The sequence below is a fragment of the Micromonospora noduli genome (assembly GCF_003264365.1).
GTDB lineage: Bacteria > Actinomycetota > Actinomycetes > Mycobacteriales > Micromonosporaceae > Micromonospora > Micromonospora noduli.
This window is the reverse complement of record NZ_PYAK01000123.1, coordinates 1-3,919: the sequence shown is the minus strand read 5'-3', so window position 1 is coordinate 3,919 and position 3,919 is coordinate 1. Positions and strand designations below refer to the sequence as shown.

At 74.9% G+C, this 3,919-nt stretch carries 3 protein-coding genes; 2 read left to right on the top strand and 1 reads right to left on the bottom strand.

Features of this window, described 5'->3' with window-relative positions; translation table 11 throughout:
- Positions 1-225: 225 nt before the first annotated feature.
- Positions 226-912, bottom strand: coding sequence for a DUF4191 domain-containing protein (locus GUI43_RS33155; protein WP_091407420.1), 687 nt, complete (start codon positions 910-912; stop codon positions 226-228).
- 207 nt (positions 913-1,119) lie between these two features.
- Between GUI43_RS33155 and GUI43_RS34145 the strand changes: the two genes are divergently transcribed.
- Positions 1,120-1,290, top strand: a complete 171-nt coding sequence (locus tag GUI43_RS34145) for a hypothetical protein (protein ID WP_167362519.1) — start codon at positions 1,120-1,122, stop codon at positions 1,288-1,290.
- Between the two features lie 20 nt (positions 1,291-1,310).
- Positions 1,311-3,919 (top strand): ATP-binding protein (locus GUI43_RS33145; protein ID WP_249037924.1); only part of this gene is annotated, 2,609 nt, incomplete at its 3' end.

Genomic DNA, 3,919 nt, shown 5'->3' with positions numbered 1-3,919 from the left:
GCGGGGCCGGGGCCGGGGACCTAGGCGGCGGGCTGGGCCGGGGCGGCAGGTCGATCCGGGCGGTCGCCAGACCAGGGCGTGGCGCGGGCCGGGCCAGGCCGGGGCGCGGGGCTGCGGGCGGCCAGGGACCGGAGGCGGACGGCGCGTCAGGGCCGGTGCACAAGAGGGTGTACGTAAAGGAGCCGGACCCGTGCGGGTCCGGCTCCTTCGCGTACACCTGAGGGGTCAGCGGCCCCGCGACTGGCGGAAGGCGCCTGGCGGCCGCATGTTCTTCGGGATCGCGCCCTTGGGCATCTGTGGCCGGGCGGTGAGCGCCTTGAGTCGCTTGTCCAGCGAGTTGACGTCCTTGCCGGAGAGGGCGCGGGGCAGGCGCAGCAGCGTCGTCCGCAGCTTGCGGATCGGCAGCTCGCCCTCCTCCTGCCCGATCACGTAGTCGTGCAGGGGGGCGGAGCCGATCACCTTGGAAAGCCGCCGCTTCTCCTGGCCGAGCAGGCCGCGCACCCGCTGCGGGTTGCCCTCGGCCAGCAGGATCACGCCCGGGCGGCCGATCACCAGGTGGACCATGTCCATCTGGGTGGTCGAGCTGACCGCCGGGGTCACCCGCCAGTCGCCGCGCATGTTCTCCATGATCTGCGCCGCCGCGCCGGGTTGCCCCTCGGCGGCGTTCATCATCGCCTTGTTGGACCGCAGGTTGAGCACGATCAGCACCGCGAGCAGGACGAACAGGATGCCGATCGGCAGCCAGATCCAGCTCCAGAGGATGACCGCGACCACGGTGAGGGCGAGCGGGATGAGCACCGCGGCGGCGACCAGCGGCGCGAACCACCGGTCCTGCTTGGCGGTGAACTGGAACACCATCCCGATCTGCTTCAGCCGCTGGCCGAACGAGACCTTCTCCTGGGGCTTTGCCATGCCGCAGAGTCTAGTGGTCGCCGCCGGCCCGGTTGATCCGCGTCCGGGTGCCGGGGCAGCTGAGTACCTTACGTCGCCGTACGCGCCTGGAGCGGCTGGGTAAGGAGGCTGTGGGCGGGGAAGATGAGGCGCCATGCCCATGCCCGGGTGGGGCCTTCGCGCGGAGAGTCGTCAGCAGAAGACGACGACCCCACGAAGGAGCCCGACATGTTCGGCAACGACGCAGATTTCCTGCTCACCCTGCACCGTACCCACGCCGCCGAGCTGCGCGCCGACGCGGCCGCGGACCGGCTCGCCCGGTCGCTGTCCCGTCCGGTCAGCCGCGGGTGGTTGGGCCGGCGCAGGCAGGCCGGTCGCACCGGCGACGCCCGCCGGTGACCGCGCCCAGCGCGACCGCCATGTCCAGCGCGACCGCCATGTCCAGCGCGACCGCCATGTCCAGCGCGACCGCCATGTCCAGCGCGACCGCCATGTCCAGCGCGACCGCCGCGTCTCCCGCACCCGGCGGACTGGCCGGTCGACCCGATCCGACCCCGTCGCCCGGCCGCCGGCCGATCGGCGGGGCCGGCGGGGTGGGCCGCCATGGCATGCTCGAACACGTGACCGTACGCGCCGCCAGCTCCGTCCTCGTCGGGCGCCACCGCGAGACCGTGGCGCTGCGAGACGCCCTGTCCCGGGCACGGGCCGGGGAGCCGACCACAGTGCTGGTCGGCGGCGAGGCGGGTGTGGGTAAGACCCGGCTGCTGGAGGAGTTCGCCCGCTGGGCCACCGACGGCGCGGCACGGGTGCTCGTCGGCCAGTGCCTGGAGCTGGGCGAGGCGGGTCTGCCGTTCGCGCCGTTCGCCGCCGCGTTGCGGGCGGTGCTCCGCGCCGACGGCCCCGAGGTCTTCGCCGGCTACGAGGCGGAGTTCGCCCCGCTCCTGCCGGAGCTGGGCCGCGCCTCTGCGGCGCTGACCACCCCGCGCGCCGTCCCGCTCAGCGACGCCCCGCGCGGCTACCTGTTCGACCTGGTCGCCGAGCTGTTCCAGCGGCTGGCCGATGCTCGCCCGCTGGTCCTGATCATCGAGGACCTGCACTGGGCCGACCGTTCCACCCGCGACCTGATCGGCTTCCTCGTCCGGGCGGCGAGGCCGGGCCGGCTGTTGCTGGTCTGCACCTACCGCACCGACGAGTTGCAGCGCGGGCACCCGCTGCGTCCGTTCCTCGCCGAGCTGGATCGGGCCCGGGGTGTGGAGCGGGTCGAGCTGGCTCGCCTGGACCGCGAAGGCACCGCCGCGATCCTCGCCGACCTGCTCGGCGCCGAGCCGCTCGCCCGCGCCGTCGACGATGTCCACGACCGCACCCAGGGCAACCCCTTCTTCATCGAGGAGTTGGCCGTCGCCGGTGACCCGATCGGCTGCGCGGCGCTCCCCGAGACGCTGCGTGACCTGCTGCTGGCCCGGGTGGACCGGCTCCCCGAGCCGGCCCAGCGGGTGTTGCGGATCGCGGCGGCCGGCGGCACCCGCTTCGCCCATGACCTGCTCGCCGAGGTCGCCGGGCTGCCCGAAACCGAGCTGGAGGACGCGTTACGCGCCGCCGTCGCCGCCCAGTTGGTGGTGGCCGACCGGGACGGTGACTACGAGTTCCGACACGCGCTGGTCCGCGAGGCCGTACACGACGAGTTGTTGCCCGGTGAGCACGCCCGGCTGCACGCCCGCTTCGCCGCCGCCATCGAGGCCCAGCCGCATCTGGTCGCCGCCGGCCGCGCCCCGGCCGAGATCGCCCACCACTGGCACGCCGCGCACGACCACCCGCGCGCCCTCGTCGCCGCACGAGCCGCCGCGTGCGCCGCCGCCGACCGGTACGCGTACGCCGAGCAGCGCCGACTGCTGGAGCGGGCGCTGGAGTTGTGGGAGCTGGTGCCGGACGCCGCCGACCTGCTCGGAATGGACCACCTGGCGTTGCTGGAGCAGACCCTGGACGCCGCGGTCACCGCCGGCGACTTCAGTCGGGCCATCACCCTGACCCGGGCCGGGCTGGCCGAGGTGGACGTCGACGCCGCGCCGCTGCGCGCCGCCCGCCTGCTGGACCAGCGCGGTCGACTGATGGCCCTGCTCGGCAAGAGCGACGGCAGCCGCGAGCTGGATGAGGCGTACCGGCTGGCGGCCGGTGGCCCGCCCGGCGCGGAGCGGGTCCGGCTGCTCGCCGACATCGCCACCCACCTGGTCAAGATCGACCCGCAGAAGGCGGCCCGGGTGGCAGCCGAGGCCGCCACCGACGCCGAGGAGCTCGGAGAACACGTGGCCCTGCTGTCCACGCGGATCGCGCTGCTCTGCCACGGCGAGCGGGACCTGACCGGCGGGCTGGCCGAGCTGGGCCAGGCGGCCGCCGCTGCCCGTGCGGCGGGGGACGCGCCGACCCTGGTGCTCGCCATGGTGTTCGAGTCGGACATGCTCTGCGAGTTGGGCCGCTACGCCGAGTCCGCGCAGGCCGCCGAGGCCGGTGTGGCCGAGGCGCGACGGGTGGGGATCAGCCGCTCCACCGGGGCGTACCTGCTCTCCAACCGGGCCGAGGCGCTCATCGCGCTGGGCCGGTGGGACGAGGCCGAGGCGGTCTGTGCGGAGGCCGCCCGGATCGACCTGTCCGGTGTCACCGGTCTGCACTGGCTCCAGTTGGGTGCCGGGCTGCGGCTGGCCCGCGCCCATCCGGGCGCCGACGAGCTGGTCGATCGGGCGCTCACCTTCCTCAACCGGCCGTACCTGTGGCCGAACCACCGCCTGCCCCTGCACGAGCTGGCGATCGAGGCGGCGCTGGCCGCGGACGACAAGGTCGAGGCGGTACGGGCGGCCCGCGTCGCGGTGGCCGACGAGAGCCTGCCGCTGCTGCCCCGGGAGGGTTGGCCGGTGCTCAGCGCCGCCGCGCGTACCGCGGCCCGGGTGGGTGACCGGGAGTTGGCGGTCGCGGTGGCGGCGCTCGCCACCGACCTGCCGGCGCGGCACCCGGCCGCCCGTGCGCACGCCGCCCAGGT